Annotated in this window: 11 protein-coding genes; 4 read left to right on the top strand and 7 right to left on the bottom strand. The window is 46.6% G+C overall.

The genetic code is table 11. The features are described 5' to 3' along the window. Positions 1 to 100: 100 nt before the first annotated feature. The 3 genes from MHI55_RS04590 to MHI55_RS04580 all read right to left on the bottom strand — a co-directional run bounded on the left by MHI55_RS04590 (position 101) and on the right by MHI55_RS04580 (position 4,373). Positions 101 to 949 (bottom strand): GNAT family N-acetyltransferase, encoded by an 849-nt coding sequence (locus MHI55_RS04590; RefSeq protein WP_340389025.1) that lies wholly within the window; start codon positions 947 to 949, stop codon positions 101 to 103. A gap of 210 nt (positions 950 to 1,159) precedes the next feature. Next, positions 1,160 to 3,340, bottom strand: coding sequence for a 1,3-beta-galactosyl-N-acetylhexosamine phosphorylase (gene gnpA, locus MHI55_RS04585; protein WP_340389023.1), 2,181 nt, complete (start codon positions 3,338 to 3,340; stop codon positions 1,160 to 1,162). A 13-nt stretch (positions 3,341 to 3,353) separates the two neighbouring features. Beyond that, complete coding sequence (locus MHI55_RS04580; RefSeq protein ID WP_340389021.1) at positions 3,354 to 4,373, bottom strand: glycoside hydrolase family 88 protein; 1,020 nt, start codon at positions 4,371 to 4,373, stop codon at positions 3,354 to 3,356. 171 nt (positions 4,374 to 4,544) lie between these two features. Between MHI55_RS04580 and MHI55_RS04575 the strand changes: the two genes are divergently transcribed. From MHI55_RS04575 to MHI55_RS04565, 3 genes are all read left to right on the top strand, one after another. Beyond that, complete coding sequence (locus tag MHI55_RS04575) at positions 4,545 to 5,492, top strand: AraC family transcriptional regulator (protein ID WP_340389019.1); 948 nt, start codon at positions 4,545 to 4,547, stop codon at positions 5,490 to 5,492. 120 nt (positions 5,493 to 5,612) lie between these two features. After that, complete coding sequence (locus tag MHI55_RS04570) at positions 5,613 to 8,744, top strand: ATP-binding protein (RefSeq protein ID WP_340389017.1); 3,132 nt, start codon at positions 5,613 to 5,615, stop codon at positions 8,742 to 8,744. Continuing rightward, positions 8,741 to 9,862, top strand: a complete 1,122-nt coding sequence (locus MHI55_RS04565) for a response regulator (RefSeq protein WP_340389015.1) — start codon at positions 8,741 to 8,743, stop codon at positions 9,860 to 9,862. Before MHI55_RS04570 ends, MHI55_RS04565 begins: the two co-directional genes overlap by 4 nt. A 173-nt stretch (positions 9,863 to 10,035) precedes the next feature. Here the strand turns inward: MHI55_RS04565 and MHI55_RS04560 are convergent, their stop codons facing one another. From MHI55_RS04560 to lpdA, 4 genes are all read right to left on the bottom strand, one after another. Next, positions 10,036 to 11,217, bottom strand: a complete 1,182-nt coding sequence (locus MHI55_RS04560; RefSeq protein ID WP_036606014.1) for a DUF4317 domain-containing protein — start codon at positions 11,215 to 11,217, stop codon at positions 10,036 to 10,038. A gap of 363 nt (positions 11,218 to 11,580) precedes the next feature. Continuing rightward, a complete protein-coding gene (locus MHI55_RS04555; protein WP_036606015.1) occupies positions 11,581 to 12,753 on the bottom strand; it encodes an ABC transporter permease in 1,173 nt (390 codons plus the stop codon). Further along, positions 12,737 to 13,369: an HlyD family efflux transporter periplasmic adaptor subunit gene (locus tag MHI55_RS04550; RefSeq protein ID WP_036606016.1), complete on the bottom strand. Its 633-nt coding sequence runs from the start codon at positions 13,367 to 13,369 to the stop codon at positions 12,737 to 12,739. The genes MHI55_RS04555 and MHI55_RS04550 overlap by 17 nt, the downstream gene beginning before the upstream one ends. A gap of 49 nt (positions 13,370 to 13,418) precedes the next feature. Next, on the bottom strand, positions 13,419 to 14,804 hold the full coding sequence (gene lpdA, locus MHI55_RS04545; RefSeq protein WP_076253791.1) for a dihydrolipoyl dehydrogenase: 1,386 nt from the start codon (positions 14,802 to 14,804) through the stop codon (positions 13,419 to 13,421). Between the two features lie 200 nt (positions 14,805 to 15,004). Here lpdA and MHI55_RS04540 point away from each other — a divergent pair, with 200 nt between their 5' ends. Continuing rightward, the gene (locus MHI55_RS04540; RefSeq protein WP_315370434.1) at positions 15,005 to 15,580 is read left to right on the top strand and encodes a TetR/AcrR family transcriptional regulator; all 576 of its coding nucleotides are present in this window, start codon (positions 15,005 to 15,007) and stop codon (positions 15,578 to 15,580) included. The last annotated feature ends 454 nt before the right edge of the window (positions 15,581 to 16,034 follow it).

Below are 16,034 nucleotides of genomic sequence, written 5' to 3'. Positions count from 1 at the left end.
TAATCAACCTCCCGTTCAACTGGCCCAACAAGACAGACACTAACACCCCACATATTTTCGTATGAACCCGATCTGATCTTAAGTCGAAACGGGTATCTCGTTATAATTTCAAGAGCATTTCGTACTGGCCCACATGATATGCAAAACCTGATTTGACCAGGAGGAAATCTTCCATCGGTTTCAGATGAGACTCCACATTGAGGACACTGATTCTAGGAGATTCTGTGCGTTGGACCATCTCTGTCAGGATGCTGCTTGCAATACCTTTGCCCCGGTAATTTTGGTTCACTGCAAGCTGTGGAACATCACCTGTTTTTTGATCTATAATGCCATAGCCAACAATGCTTTGATCCTGACGTGCAACCACATAGATAAAAGCTTCCGGTAAAGCGTAGATGGAATCAATTGAATTTTGCCAGGAGGGCTCCACATCCCAAAATTCCTTGAACTGCTCCAAATCGATTCTCTCCACACATTCGACCATGCAGGTCGTTTGCGGTATGAATTGATCTTTTTGCAACTGGAAACATGAAAATTCCCTTTGAATTTTGAAGTTTTGTTTACTGTACAGCTGAACTGCAGATTCGTTGGATTGGATAACTTCCAGCAAATATTGCTCTACATTTTTTCCTTTTAACAGCTTTTGAATATTCAAGAGCAGATCGCTTGTAATGCCTTGCCGCCTGCAATCTTTTACAACGCCTGTCCCAAGATCATATGCAGTTGTCTTTCCATTCCAGCTTCGAAGCCCATTGATAACAAATCCGACCATTCTCTCATCCTTAAAGGCTCCCATAGATATTTCGGGGTGATAACCCCTTCGTTGGAGCATTTGTTGAAACTTCCAAAAAGGCAAATCCATTTTAACCTGATAGTCGGAGAACGCACCCACAAACGCCTCGTGAAGTGTCTCCATGCTTATTGTGTCCAACATTTTATAACTGTACATTAGGGCACTCTCTCCTTTAAAAAGATGAAAACAATAAAATATTAGGGCTCATGATCCCTATCCTTATTTAAATATTCTACTAAATAGTGTTAACACTATAAAGTAATATCCGTACGATAAATTCTGCTTTCTTCAGAGTTTTCAGACACGTCCTAATAACTAAAATAGACCGCTCCCTGGTTAAGGAATACGGTCTATCGAGTCATCATTCTATGGGGATACCGATTTTGTTAAACCAATTTTGGTGATCACCGTATCATACGGCTCCAATTCCACGGTCTGTTTTCCATGCTCTGTATTGATCGTCGTGGACTGAACCTGATCGCTATTATTGATCACAACCAATATGTTGCTCTCAGGATAGTAAGCGCACTCGGTATACAAGTTATTCGTGATGTACTTTGTTTCATGGAATTCATTGCCCGCAAATCGAATCAAATTCAGAAGTAGTCTTGTATTTTCCCAGCTGAATTCGAAGGAAGGCAGGTAGATCCCTTTTCCTTTTCCAAAAGCATGTGTGGACAGTGTGATCCGACCATCCGTTTCACTCACTACAGCTGCTGATCCATCCGTAAGATAAATATTATTTTTCGGAAGTATGCTGGCCCCCTCAGGCACCAAACCATACTGATCATTAACCTCATACGACCATTTTCCATGAACAACTCTGGCGCCTGTATCCTCATCTACCCCAAGCACATGAGCCATTCTAAAATAGCTGTCGTACCCGTCCATTGCCGAAGGCTGGTTAATGCCAATAAAGGTACCACCCTCATACACCCATTGGGTCAATACGTCCACAGACTTGTGGTCACTCCAATGCTCTCCACCGCTCCATGCTGAACCTGCAGAGCCGGCATTGATGACGACATCTACATCCTTCAATGCGCCCTGACAAATATCATCAAAATCAATAAACTGCACGTCAACAGGCAACCCGGCTAATGCCTCATTCACATGAATCAGATGATGCATATGCGTTTCATGAAAATGACCGGACAAGGTCCACGATCTTAACTTGCCCCAGCTATGCAGCACAGCTACCTTTGTCTTGATCTGATATGGTTTTCCAGACTGATGCAGCTCTTTCATTTCCCTGAATTCATGGGCAATCTTCTCGATATAATCCACAAAGTCCGGGTAAGGCTCAACCAGATGCAAATATCCACCCAGTCCAATCCGGTCAATCGACTCACGCAGCAGCGCACGCCGGATATTAATCCAGTATTTCTTCGCATCCAGGGTAGGGTCTCCTCCCTCTTTGAAGGTAGGAAGCCCGCCTAAGCCAACTGGGAACAAGTAGGGATGCAAGCGAATCTCATGAGTATCAGCCTTAACGCCGGAGCACATTCTTGCCTCGTAACCGGAGAACACACATTTGATCATGCCGTCGAATCCAAATTCCTCAAAGCGATCATTATACGGCTCCATGCCCACCCAGCTGTCATCATAGAAGACATACGCCAGCTTGTCATGTTTGTGTACAATATCAATTAACTTTTTACCGAATTCAATGACAAAATCATTGATAAATGCCATCCAGTCCAGTTTGCGCTGATCCGCAGGCATATGAGTGACCTGATATTTACCGCCATTTACAAAGTCCTCGGCGGAGAGTGAATACCCATATTTTTGAGCAAACATATCCAGCGCTCTCGAACTTACCGTGAAATCGTATGAACCCCAATCCGAGAACAGATGGCGATTCCGCTCATCACTGCCCCAGATCCAGGCGAAGTTATAAAATAGGGACGTAAAACGTACAACCGTTGTTTCCGGGTGGTCTTGGCACCACTTTTCCATCCAATCCAGTAAATAGGTTTGTGTGTCTGTATAGATCGGGTCAATCTGCATCAGATGCTCTTTGTCCCAGTTATTCGTCGTATGGTTGTACATGGAAATCTCTTCCCAGATCCGATAGACCATGAAACTCACCGTGTATTTATGCCAAGGAGCAACGCCGGTAATGACAACATTGCCAGATTCCCTTTCATAATTCCACTGTCCTCTAGGTACCTCTTCCCCAGTCGTTCGGTCGTACACCTGCCAATATTTAAACGCTTCTTTGGAATCATTCACCCTGAATTGTTCAGCGAAGAAGTCCTCCATCAGATAGATGGATACATAATCTTGCACAGCAACCTTAGGATTCGTAATGAGAAAACATTGCTGCAGCTTATCCAGATTACGGGATGCCCACTCATTATGATCCCGAATAATGCAAATGGTTGAATAGATGCCGTATCCGGCATTGATAATCTCATCGGACAATTTTGTACCGTCACTGTCACGGATCACATCGGCACCCCAGCGGTTGGCAAGTTCAAGCGTCAGTGCTTCATAACCGGATTCTCCCGGTAGTGTAAAGGAGCCTTTGGTTAATTTGGACAATTGGGTTCCCTCCCTATCTCAACATATCGGACAGAAAAGCGAGTGCCAGGCCCTGACCCCAGCCCTGAATCCAGTCTTTTGGAATATTGCGATAGCCCTCCCGATCCTTCATTACCGCCGTACCGCCAGATACACCAAGCACGCGTCCATCTTCGCTAATGTTGTTCAGGATGCCTTCCAGTGCTTTTTGCACGTATTTGGTATGCAGTGGATTGCCGTTATTGATCATGGCTGCTGCAATACCCGCGGAAGCGGACACCTCTTCATACGAATCTTCGTCATCCAGAACCGTACGCCACAAGCCGTTTTCGGTCTGCACCAGCTTGAGAGCCGCCAACTGATCGCGAAGGGCACACTCTACATCCATACATTGCGGATACAAATACCAGTCGTTCAATTGCGGTTTTACTTGAGACATCGTATAGGCTCCCCAAGCGTTTGCTCTTCCCCAGTAAAATCCGGACATGTGGTCCTTGTTAATATTGTTATAACCGTGGTACCAAAGACTGCTGGTCGGATCTTGAAGATATTTGATATGCCAGTAATACTGATTCAGCGCATCCTGAATCATGGCCTCATCTTTTAATTTGCTACCTACGCGGAGCAGGAAAAATGCCGCCATAAACAAGGTGTCCGCCCAAGCCTGTTCCGGAAAATCATTGGAAACGGATACCGTATGCTGAAGCACATTGTCTCCAAAGCGAAGTGCATGGTTCTGGAGATAATCGACCTTGCTGAGGACAATATCCCAATATTTCTGATCCCCGGTTTCTTCATATAAAGTGATGAGCACATGGCCCATAGCACATGTATTTACCGTCCAACTTGGCAACCCCAGCTCGATATATTCGTCTGCCCATTTCACCAGCCTGTCCAGAATCTCTTGGTTGCCTGTCGTTTGATAGGCTCTGGATACACCATAATAAGCCACCCCGCCTGGCCAATCCCATGTCAGATCCATATCCAGTGTTTTCTTGGTAACGTTCTCGATTACGTGTAGAATCTGTTCCCTGTCATATTTCACTTGAAGCATTGTTATTCCCCTCTCCCTGCGCACACGCCCCCAAGTGCGCCCTGAGAGGTGTCCGTCCATTTTTGTAAACGCTTTACTTATTCCATTGTACGCAGTAAAATAGTCTCAATCTAAGCATATTCATAACAAAACTGCGCAATTTCAATCATTTATACATAGGAGTCCTCGAAAATGCCCAAACCGAAGAAACCGGTCATTGAATATCGCCACTATAGCCTGCCCATTGATTTCCCTGTCCTGTTACTCAGTGGAGACCGCTGGAGAATATCCGATATCAAGAGTGAGCATCTTCATTTCCATAACCACATGGAGATTGGCATCTGTTATTCAGATGGAGGCATCATGGAGATTAAGGGGGAATCTGTACCTTTTCGTGCAGGCGACGTCACGTTCATTCCCCGATATCTTCCGCATACCACATACAGTTCACCTAATAACGCCAGCCTGTGGGCTTATATCTTTTTTTCACCGGAAGAACTCTTCCGTCATTCGCTCAAAACAGCACAAACTCACATTGAACCGAATCTATGGGCGATTCAGGGAACCAATTGCATTCTGAATAAGGAACAGCATCCCAAAATTCATATGCTCGCAACTTCAATCGTTGAAGAAATGAAGCAGCAGTCCCCCTACTATCGGGAGAGCGCGTACGGCTTGTTGATGTCTCTATATATCGAACTGCTTCGAATTCATGCGAGCAGCGAACGCTTGTCATCTCAGGATCACGAACGGGAAAGAGACCTCCAAGGTGACTTGGTCATCTCACCCGTGCTGGAGTTTATCACCAAAAACTATATGATGCCTGTGACCATCGATTACCTCGCTGATCTGTGTCATCTGAGTACAACGCATTTTCGCCGCAAGTTCCATGAAATTATGGGAACCACGCCGCTTGATTTTCTGAACAGTACCCGGATTGAAGAGGCATGTAAACGATTAAAAAGCACCGAGGCCTCCATTCTATCCATCTCTGAGCAAGTTGGCTTCCGCTCCATCTCCAGCTTTAACCGCTGCTTCGCCAAACTGATGGGAGAATCCCCCAAATCCTGGCGCAAAGGGGCTCTTACAGAAGCACAGTCTGCAAAAGCGTCGATATTAGAATTCACGGGGTGGGTATGAAGGAATTTGTCGAAATATGATTGCGCCCCCCGGAGATATTCGCTACAATGCCGATAGAATACAAGAGATTTTGTCCGAAGCTACCAAAGGATTGAACAATCTCTAAAGGAGCAGCATTTCGTGTTATTAAAAATTTCAGGCGTTGTCCTGACTGTTGTACTCGCTATTACCGTACTGCTGCTGTCAACGATCAGAGAACCACAATCTGCTGCGCTTCATGCCCGTCAAGGTGTTCTGGACCTCTCGGCCTGGGACCCTGAACAAGACGAGCGGATCAAGCTGGACGGGGAGTGGGAATTTTACTGGGAGCGATTGCTTCCTGACGAATCTGCAACATCGAATCAGGCTGGTCCAACGAAAGCACCCGACACCTATGCAACCGTTCCCGGCTCCTGGAATCGACTTAAAGTGGATGGTGAACGACTGCCAACCCACGGCTTCGCCACGTATCGACTGGTACTGCGTAATGCACCTGTTGAGGGAACACTGGCGATCAAAAAAATGAACATTCGTTTTGCCAGCGAGATCTACATTAATGGCAACAAGCTGCTGGAAGACGGGCATGCCGTGGCAAAATCCGCAGGTTACCGACCAGGCAACTCCCCCCAGATTGGCTTTTTCCCCTATCATGGCGGTGACATTGAGATTTTGATCCGGGTGGCTAATTACGATTACACGGACTCTGGCATTCCGGGTCCACTCTTTTTCGGCGAACAAGCAGCCATGCTGAAAAAACATCAATTCAACACAGCTATCGAATTCGGCACGCTTGCTGTACTGGCTACCATTTCGATCATATTCCTCGTCAGTTACCTGGGGTCTGCACTCTACCGAAACAGGGACGACTCCCTGCTGCTGATTGGTCTAATCTGTCTCCAGTATGCACTCTATAACGGCATGATCAGCGAACGTGTGTTATCGATGGCGGGCACGGAAATCTCCTTTAGCACGCTCTATAAATTAAAAGATTTCTGCTCTGTGGCATGTCTGGGTCTGTTAACCTTTTACTTCTACCGATTCAAAACAGGCATCCTGTCCGGTATGCTCACGGCGTTGATCCTGATCATCTTCGGAGCTTACTTATGTATGGTCACGCTCCTGCCTATTTCCATCTACGGGCTGGCTGCACCTTACGTCGTCGTTATGTACACGTTGATGCTGCTCTGGTTGCTCTATCAATGTGCAAAACAGTTCCTAACCAGTGAGAAAGGCGAACGGCTGTCTACTTTTCTGTGGTACGCAGCCCTCTTAAGCATCATGCTGTACTGTCTGGACATTAATCTCTTCTCGATCTCGCTCAAGGAAAATATGAATATCGGGCAGGCTTCCATTGTCCTGTTCAGCATCCTGATGCTGTTTCTGGCGGTGCTTCGGTTCTTCGAGGCCTATCGTACGGTCCGCACCCTCAAAGATCAGTTGCTATTGCTGGACAAGGTGAAGGACGACTTCCTGTCCAATACTTCGCATGAGCTCAAAACACCGCTGAACGCGATTGTTAACATCAGTGAAAGCCTGCTTAAAGGCGCAGAAGGTCCCCTTACCGATGAGCAAGCGCACAATCTGGCGATCGTGACGGGAAGTGGCAGACGATTAACCTATCTGGTCGATGAATTGCTGGATTATTCGAAAATGAAACATGGCGACATCCCGCTCCACCGGTCTTCGACCGATCTGTACTCGTTTGTCGAATCGGTCATGCGTATGCACTCCTTCCTGCTTGGCGCGAAAAAGGTGGAGCTTATCAACCGCATCCCGGCGCATTTCCCGCCGATCTATGCAGACGGCAATCGACTGATTCAGATTTTGCATAATCTGATCGGCAATGCCGTTAAGTTCACGGAACGTGGCACGGTAAGCATCAAAGCTACGGTCGTGCAAGGCAAAGCGGAAATACGCATTGTGGATACCGGCCGTGGTATCGGTACGGACAAGCTGGAACATATCTTCCTGCCGTTCGAGCAGGAAGCGGATACGGGGCCAGTCGTTGCTGGAGGCACCGGTCTAGGACTAAGCATTACACGCAAGCTGGTCGAGCTGCATGGCGGAACCATTCATGCGGAATCAGCACCCGGCATGGGTGCTACGTTCATCCTGACCTTTCCGCTGGCAGAGAATAAAGGAGAGAAACGTTCCAACGTCATGCCACTTACCATCGCTCCTACAGGTCCTGGTAATCGGCTACTCCGGTTCGAAGAACCAACGATTGTACAAGGGAATAAAGACGAATGGATCATCGTTGTGGATGACGACTCGGCTAATTTGCAGACAATAGTGAATCTCTTGAAGCTGGAAGGTTACAGTTATGCGGTCACTTCACGCTCCCCTTCCGTACTGGAGTTGCTGGACAAACTACCTGCCGTGCATCTCGTCATTGCTGATATCATGATGCCTGACATGTCGGGTTACGAATTGCTGGAACGGATCAGGGAGCGCTTCTCTCCTTCCGAGTTGCCTGTACTCATGCTAACGGCGAGTAATAAAGCCAATCAATTGAAGCTGGCCTTGGAGAAAGGTGCCAATGATTTTGTATCCAAGCCGTTCGAATCGGAGGAACTGCTGGCACGGATCGGCGGTTTGACTCGGATGAAAACATCCGTCCAAGCTGCACGAGATGCAGAAATATCTTTTTTGCGGTCACAGATGAACCCGCACTTTCTGTACAACGCCCTGAACGCCATTGCCGAATTGTGTGTGGATGCGCCAAATCGGGCAGAACAATTGATTTTGCAATTATCGAGTTACTTACGACGGAGTGTGCACTTTAAACATCTGGACTCAAAAACTAGCCTAATGAACGAACTGGAGATGATCGAGGCATACGTAGCGATTGAGCAAGCCCGCTTTGGCTCAAGGTTGGAGGTCATTATCGATGTGGATGCTGATGTGAACCGGAACATGGACATTCCACCGCTCACGTTACAGCCCCTGATCGAAAACGCAATTCGGCATGGGCTGATGTCCAGCATTCGCGGTGGTCGGGTCATGTTGTCTATCCGCAATCTGAATGATACGGAAACACGGTTCACCATCGAGGACAACGGAATCGGCATAACCAAGCAACGGATGGACGAGATTCGGCAATCCACGGACGGCAGTAACGGTGTTGGACTATGGAATATTTCCAGCCGGTTGAACCTGCTGTATGGCAGACACCTTCAGATGGAAAGTCTGGACGGCGAGGGAACGCGGATTACCTTTGATCTTCCAAATCAACGTCTAAGCACAGATGGGAACGGGGGTTATGAAACATGAAGATAAAAGTCATCATCGTGGACGATGAGGATTTGTCGCTGAAGCGACTGAATCGCATTTTGACAGAAAGCGGAGAAGTTGAGGTGTCTCGCGCATTCCATGACCCGGAGGAAGCCTGTGAATATGCGGCAGAGAATAGCTTCGATGCGGCATTTCTGGACATTACGATGCCTCGCATCTCGGGTATGCAACTCATTGGTGAATTGCGTAAACATCATCCTTCGCTTCCCATTGTGCTGGTGACTGGATATGAGGAATATGCGGTGCAGGCCTTTGACAAAGAGGTGATTGATTACGTCATCAAGCCGGTCACGGCTGAGCGACTGAACCGCAGCATCAAACGGTTGCAGGAAAAGCTTCACAAGTCCGTGACAACACCTGAACCAGCGGTGCCTGGACCCAAACTGAACGTTCGTCTGTTCGGTGAATTCACCGTGTTTGGCGGTGCCGGAGCAGACAGTCCCATCAAGCTTAGAACGCCCAAAACCGAAGAGTTACTTGCATTCTTGCTGTATACCAAATCAACCACCCGCGATGCCTTGGCCGATACGTTGTGGAAGGACCTCAGTCCGCAGAAAGCCTGGACCAACATCAATTCCACACTGTACTACGTGCGACGTGCCATCGGTGATAACAGTGACGTGCCTATCATTCTCAAGGACAGAAACGGTATCCGTATCGACCGGGAAGCGATTAACTGTGATCTGTACGAGTTCGAGACTTTGTTCCGGCAGATGCGTCAGGCCTCGGCACATCGCCCCGAGCTCTTCGAGCGGATGGATACGTTGTATACGGGTGAACTTCTGAAAGGAAGGCATTATGAGTGGGCTTTTGCGTGGTCCAGACAGCTGGAACTGGATTTCATCATGACGATGGAAACTGCGGCCCACTATCACGCGAAGGCAGGCGAGCCGTTACGGGCGCTGTATTATTTTGAACGTATCCTCCAGATTGATTCGATTCGGGAAGATATTCATCGCGAGATCATCCTGTTGTATCTGTCGCTTGGACGAAGAACCGAAGCGCAGCGACAGTATCTGGTGCTGGAGGAATTGCTCAAAGAGGAGCTTGGCTCCAGTCCGGCAGCGGATATCAAACAACTGTTGCGACAGTCATGAAACAGCAAAAAAAGCCCATGCCTTGGCGATAACGAACTGCTCCCATCGTAGTCTTCTGCGGTCTACTATGACAGGGAGCAGTTCAGTGTTGCTTTTGGCTTGGGCTTTTTGCAATAAATGGACGTTTATTCGTCCATAACTGATGATTTTACATCATCATTGTCTAGAATCAATTACTCATTTATGAGTTTTTCTGTATTAAGGGTAAAGCCTTCAATCACTACATCTTCGTCCACTTCAATCATGATGCAACGTCTGCCTTGATAATTCACCTGCTTCACATATCTCAGGTCTTGCGGGCTAACCGAAATCGTAGCAACCTTGGTCTCAATCTTAATGGACTTGGACGTAAACTTCGGCATAACACTGGTTGCCTTCATCTCATAGTTCTTGTTATCAACGATCGTTTCAAAGGCACGTTCTACTTTCTCCGTTGTCAGATCCTCTATACCGCTCGCGGTCAGTACACGTTCCAGATCTTTATAATCCAGCTTCGGAGGTTCTTCCTCATGGGACTCTTCGTTAATCTCGATGACTCGGTTGATCTCCTCGTATACATGTGCAATGGTGGCTGAATCGAACTGTTCACCGGCCACTTCCTTGACGATATCTTCGAAGATCGCCCGTTCTTCCAGTGCGGTAACGGATCTTTCTCCATTCAATACATTTTCAACAAAATGCGGATCCGGGAAATTGGATTTCCCTGTACAATAGAGTACACGATTCACATCGGAGTAGTTGTCCGTCACGCTAGGGTACAGGAATCCTTGCTCTGGCGTGCTTAATTTGATAATCGGATCTACAATGATGTTGTATTTGAATTCTCTCTCCACGTAGTCAAACAAGAGTGTTTTCCGCTGTTTCTCCGTGGAATTCACGCTGCACAGAATGAACGGATGAGCGAACACCTCATTCTTCTCACTCTCTTCCGTAGCTTCGTTTCTAGCCTTGGTCGGCAGATAATATTGTCCACGCACAAACGTAGCTACCATATCCCGCTCAAACTTCGTATCCACCAACATTCGATCCACGAGCAGTAGCATCAGATCCTGCCATTCATCCGGATCACCTGTGACCAGAGCCTGGTGAAGCAGTACCTGTGCCGGGTCCTCCGCCGCTTCCTGGAACTTCAATTCGAATAACTTCTGATCCAAATCACCTGTCAGCAATTTTTTGAAATTGCCCATGTACAGCTCCTGCTTCTCTCTGTCCACCAGTTCGAACGGGTGACGCTCCCAGTGATAGACCTCATTCGTTTCCTTCGTAATATACACGTTGAGAATATCGTAAATATTCAGTAGATCGTGATCGAGTTTAAACTGCTTGCGTATATGCGCGACTTCTTTTTTATTCATGATTCGTTAGACAACTCCCACAATATATAATTTTATCTGCGTGCAGCTCTATATCCTAAAAGCCAGTGCTCCCTTGGAAGTTTTCATCTGAGCAGTAGGTCACAAATGGGCGCAGCTATGGAGTAGCTGGATCAAGCCGTTCTTGCTCTCCATTTCTGTACTCTCAGTGAGAAATTATATCATATAATGATGACGATTAATGAGAAACAATCTATGGTATTTCCCTCTTTATCACGATCCATTTTTGAATATGGAAAATAGCTCGCCGTATGGGAGCACGAATGAGATTTAAAAGAAAACAGAAAGACGCAACAGGAATGACTCCCGTGCGTCTTTTTTCGTTGTTTAACGATTCTTAAAAAATTAATTACTGCTCGGCAATATATCCATATTCAACAGGGGTGCTCTGCTGGAAGAAACTTTCCTTGTTTCCCGCAGAAACAGTAATCCCATGAACAAGGACACTCCGCCAATAATAATCAGCAATGCCCCCAACTCCTGACTGTAGGCTGTCAGCGCCCCGTCCCTAAACGCCATTCCACGAATCAGACGGTTAAGCCAGTTCATGGGTAATGCCCATGCGAACATTTGGAACGGTTCTGGGAACGCCAGCGGCGTTAATTGAATTCCCGTAGCCAAAAAGGAGGGATACAATACAAAACTGGTTCGTAGGCTTACTTTCGACATATCTTTGGCAGTGTATCCAATCAGCATACCCATGAGTGACAAGGCAAAAGCATAAACAACTAACGGAATGATAAAAAGATAAGCCTCTGCTTCAAACCGCATTCCCCCCACCTGCTTTAATAATCCATAGGTTAGAAGCAGCGAAAGGGAACTCAACACAGCGTAAGGTACACTCCGAACCCATATCTGGAAAGGTGACTTTCCGTTTGCAAACAGTTTCCCTTCCTGACGAAGCCGGGGTACAATTGAGCCCGCTGCACTTGTTGTAATCATCAATACTACGATATTCACAAATCCAAGCACCATAAAACCGACATAACTGGAGGTTGGATTAAACAGCATCCGCTGCTGAAGGGATAACGGTGACACGATTCCTTTAGCTGTCTCGGCATCCATCCCTTTTTGGATCAGACGTGTCATGGAAAGGGTCATATTCTCTGTCAGTATGATTTCCTGAATCGCAGTGCGAATACCTGTTAACCCCGAGGGCATCGTGTTATCCATCAAGATGCCGATATTCGTCGATTTCCCTTGTTGTTGACGCAAACCCAACTGATTGGGAAGCATAATGACCGCTACAGCCTGCTCGTTGGCAAGCAATGTTTCAGGACTCATTCGGCTCGCATATACGCTTTTGACGCTCATATATTGTGACGCATTTATCTTGGAGATCAATTGCCGTGAATATTCGCTATGATCCTCATCAATAACCACAACTGGTGATTTATTAAGTTGATTCTGCGAGAACATTAATCCAAAAAATAGGGCTGCAATCATTGGCCCAATAAAAATTAGCCGTATATACTTACTGTCCGCGACGTACTTCCATTCGTCAATCAGTGATTTCATCAAGTTTCACCTCTGCTGTCATCCCCGGAAGCAAATCGGTATTCGAATCCATCGATATTCGGACCAGAAACATGCTCAAATCGGCTTGCCCTTTTTCCCGCGACATACGCAAGTTCGCAAACTGAGGAGCAGTTGAGATGGAAATAATACTCCCTTTCACCTGCGTTGGCTGATCCAAATAAGGGAAATGAACATCAATGCTTTGATTCACTTCAAGCTGTTGAATTTCACTTTCCTGTATGTAAAGGTCGGTGTAATACGTATTCTTTTGCACAACTGCTAGCGGGACTCCTGCTTGGACTTGATCTCCCTGTATTACAGCAACTCGGTCAACCAACCCGTCATACGGTGCAAGTACCTCCTTATCTCCCTCCCCCGCTGATTTCACTTTGAAAAGTACCTCTCCCTCTTTCACGGAGTCACCTGCAGACACACCAACCTCTGCAATCGTCCCGGGACTATTCTGATAAAATAATGTCGTTTGCTCTGCCTCAAGTATGCCTTGTTTACTGCTCTCGGCCTGACTTACAGCATCCTTTCCTTTAACAGCCAGAAGTGAACCTCCAACAATGAACACCATCGCAATTCCGATATACAAACCTGCTTTTAACTTCATCTTTTTATCTCTCCCATTCCCAATCCTCGTGTATGGTTAAATTTGCTGACTATTTTTGCTTTTTCATTTTGATGACCGCGTTCTCGGCTGCCTCCATGATCACTTCTCCCAAAGTGGGATGAGGGTGAATCGTCATGGCCAGATCTTCCACGGTTGCGCCCATCTCGACCGCAAGTGCAAGCTCCGATATCAGTGTGGATGCCTCCACTCCGACGATTTGCGCACCAATGACAATTCCTGAAGTCGGGTCAGCCACTATTTTCACAAAACCTTCGGTTTCCCTTAACGCCAATGCTCTTCCGTTGATTCCAAAAGAAGATTTTCCGATAACCACCGGAATGGCCTGCGCTTTGGCTTCCGTCTCACTTACCCCAACACTGGATAGCTCCGGATTAGAAAAGACAACAAGCGGAATCACCTTGTAATCCACTTTGGAGGTGAGACCCGCAATGGCCTCTGCAGCTACTTTAGCTTCATAGGAGGCCTTGTGAGCAAGTGCCGGACCGGCTGTAATATCTCCAATGGCATAAATGTGCGGGATAACCGTTCTGCACTGTGCATCCGTCTCAACCAGTCCTTTGTTTGTTACGGGCAAGCCTATGCGTTCCAGTCCTAACTGGCCGTCTGTATTGGGTTTCCTGCCGATTGTGACCAATACATATTCCGCTGTAACCTGATGCTGCTCCTGATTTTTTGAATAATGAAGTGTAATGGAATCCGCCTTGTGCTCCACCTTTTCGGCAATCGCTCCGGTTACGATCTGGATGCCGTCCGCCTTTAATTGTTTGACTACAGGGGCTGCAAGTTCCGCCTCGAATCCAGGCAATACTTGTGCGCCTCCCTCCAGAATCGTTACCTTGGTTCCGAATTTGGCATACATCTGTCCGAGCTCCACCCCAATATAACCTCCGCCGATCACAATCAGACTACTCGGAACCTCCTGTAGAGATAATGCTTCAGTGGAAGATAAGATGCGACCTCCAACTGGAAATGCTGGCAGCTCAATTGGACGAGACCCCGTTGCCAATATGAGATTTTTAAAAGAAATGCTTTGCTCCTGTCCAGTTTGCTGGATCATGGCTGTGTGCTCATCCAACAGACTGGCCTCGCCTTCAAGAATGGTCACACCCGCAGTCTTTAACAAATAGTGGACACCACCTGCCTGTTTATTCACAACCCCCTGTTTAAAATCCTGAGCATTCTTAAATGTCGCTGCCGCGTCAGCTTGATTAAACTGTCTGAACCAATCATAACGATGCGATTCCGCAATTAAGGCTTTGGATGGTATGCAACCCACATGTGTACAGACCCCGCCAAGCTGTTTACGTTCAACAATTGCCATCTTCATCCCCAACTGCGAAGAACGAAGCGCCGCCACATATCCCCCTGGACCTGATCCAATAACTAACGTATCCACAGATTCAAGCTTGCCCATATTCTGATACCTCCCGATTTGAAGTTGATTTAAAATATGATGACCATAATATATTATAACCATCATATTTTAAGACCGTCAACAATCGTATTTGGCCCTTTTGAAAATGAACAGACATCCAGTTAGCAAATTGACAGGCTTTATTATGATGACTATAATATTTTAAAAAGCATAATGATGAAACTATGGAGTGAATGATCATGCCCTATCCTAAAGGACATAAGATAAAAGTACGAGGTAAAATTGTTGAAAGTGCGGCTCGAGCTTTTCGCACCAATGGTATCCAGGAAGTGAGTGTCCCGTTTATTATGAAGGGAGCTGGATTAACTCACGGAGGGTTCTATTCACACTTTGACAACAAGGAACAATTGGTTGCCGAAGCCTGCGAATATGCCATTAGTGATACCATTACACTTCTAAAGAACGTGGCTGATCAGGAAGAGCAGAATTCCAAAATTAATAAAGTAATCGATTATTATTTGAGTCCGTATCACCGCGACCAAACGGAAATGAGCTGTATTTTCCCCGCCCTTTCCAGCGAAATATCCCGTTCGTCCGAAGAGGTTCGGCAGGTATTTACCCATGAATTGGAGCGGATGATCGCTTTTATCTCCAATCTGGCTGAGATTGATGTGTCCAGAGGTCGTGCACTGTTCAGTACAATGGTTGGCTCGCTTGTACTTGCACGCTCTGTTAGTGATCCTGAGCTTAGCGACAGCTTTCTCTCGGCAGGCAGACAGCAAGCCAAAGAAATGGTTAAAAGGAACGATATGTAGCCTCGATGTTGCTATATGCTTATTATCTAGCTGTCAACAAAAAAAACGCCTATAAATGGCGTGTTTTTCTTATCTGTCTGCAACTAAATAAATTCCATACTAGCCACCGTAACGCTCTTTTCGCATTCAAAGCACGGGGTCATTAACATTCCCAAACTTTTATAAAAACGAATTATTGTTCATCTATTAGGTCCAAGAAAAATATGGTATACTCACAGAGCAATGGAAAGGCTTATATGGGCGGTCGGCTAATCTCCCGGAAGGGAGGTGATGCCTTGTGACAGTATTTGAAGCAATTATGCTAATGCTTACCTTCGGTTTGCTGATTGTAGCGCTGCTGTCCAATAAACACAAGTAGACCGCCCACCCTTGCAAAGGTTGCGGTCTACTTGATCGTGTATCCTCTTGTTAAGCCCACCGCCCTTAAAAGCGGCTATTGCATCAGAGAGTCGTG

It is taken from the genome of Paenibacillus sp. FSL E2-0151 (assembly GCF_037993015.1).
GTDB lineage: Bacteria > Bacillota > Bacilli > Paenibacillales > Paenibacillaceae > Paenibacillus > Paenibacillus amylolyticus.
Note: the sequence above shows the minus strand (reverse complement) of the source record. Positions and strands in the feature narration are given on the sequence as shown.

Excerpts from the sequence above, each read along its gene's own strand:
- MHI55_RS04590 (WP_340389025.1), bottom strand. The coding sequence starts at position 949 with ATGTACAGTTATAAAATGTTGGACACAATAAGCATGGAGACACTTCAC.
- MHI55_RS04580 (WP_340389021.1), bottom strand. The coding sequence starts at position 4,373 with ATGCTTCAAGTGAAATATGACAGGGAACAGATTCTACACGTAATCGAG.
- MHI55_RS04575 (WP_340389019.1), top strand. The coding sequence starts at position 4,545 with ATGCCCAAACCGAAGAAACCGGTCATTGAATATCGCCACTATAGCCTG.
- MHI55_RS04565 (WP_340389015.1), top strand. The coding sequence starts at position 8,741 with ATGAAGATAAAAGTCATCATCGTGGACGATGAGGATTTGTCGCTGAAG.
- MHI55_RS04560 (WP_036606014.1), bottom strand. The coding sequence starts at position 11,217 with ATGAATAAAAAAGAAGTCGCGCATATACGCAAGCAGTTTAAACTCGAT.
- MHI55_RS04555 (WP_036606015.1), bottom strand. The coding sequence starts at position 12,753 with ATGAAATCACTGATTGACGAATGGAAGTACGTCGCGGACAGTAAGTAT.
- MHI55_RS04550 (WP_036606016.1), bottom strand. The coding sequence starts at position 13,369 with ATGAAGTTAAAAGCAGGTTTGTATATCGGAATTGCGATGGTGTTCATT.
- lpdA (WP_076253791.1), bottom strand. The coding sequence starts at position 14,804 with ATGGGCAAGCTTGAATCTGTGGATACGTTAGTTATTGGATCAGGTCCA.
- MHI55_RS04540 (WP_315370434.1), top strand. The coding sequence starts at position 15,005 with ATGCCCTATCCTAAAGGACATAAGATAAAAGTACGAGGTAAAATTGTT.